This window comes from Candidatus Accumulibacter vicinus (assembly GCF_000584955.1).
GTDB lineage: Bacteria > Pseudomonadota > Gammaproteobacteria > Burkholderiales > Rhodocyclaceae > Accumulibacter > Accumulibacter vicinus.
Genome location: NZ_JDSS02000038.1, coordinates 11,557 through 12,051, shown reverse-complemented (window position 1 = coordinate 12,051; position 495 = coordinate 11,557). Strand labels below are relative to the sequence as shown.

1 protein-coding gene is annotated in these 495 nt (G+C 49.7%); it reads left to right on the top strand.

Translation table 11 applies throughout. The annotated features are described in order from the left end of the window. Positions 1 to 235 precede the first annotated feature (235 nt). Complete coding sequence (locus CAPSK01_RS17225) at positions 236 to 472, top strand: hypothetical protein (protein WP_034929590.1); 237 nt, start codon at positions 236 to 238, stop codon at positions 470 to 472. The last annotated feature ends 23 nt before the right edge of the window (positions 473 to 495 follow it).

The following is a 495-nucleotide window of genomic DNA, read 5'->3' as shown; positions in this document are numbered from 1 at the left end:
GCATATCCTGATTGCATATCTTGATTGCATATCCTGATTGCATATCCCATTGGCAAGCCCTTAATTAGGGCGTCATTAGGAGCAATGAAGATGCAAATCTCGACGATCACCTTAAGGGCATTGAAGTACGCTCTCAAGGAACGCAAGACCGTTTGGGTACTTTAGCAGTACCCTACTACAGCCGATTTTATAGCCCGGCTCAAGGCTATGACCAACGCAATGAGGAGGATGGAGCATGCATTACATGCCACCAGAACTCATTGTCAACGTGCTGGATTTAGTCAGGCAGGCATCATTGCTGCCTGACTACCATCCGGTAGCAATGGTGGCAACCCTGGAATATTTCCGGGATTGCCTTGAGGACATGGATAACATGTCCTCGCCATTGCTCATTTGTACCGGTGAGACTGGATTGATTGGTGAGTACGCTTACCAGCACCATGTCTATAGGTGCGATGCCGACTGGCAATGACCGCAAGCCGCCCTTGGGCGGCT

Coding starts and splice junctions, on each gene's coding strand:
- CAPSK01_RS17225 (WP_034929590.1), top strand. CDS start 236: ATGCATTACATGCCACCAGAACTCATTGTCAACGTGCTGGATTTAGTC.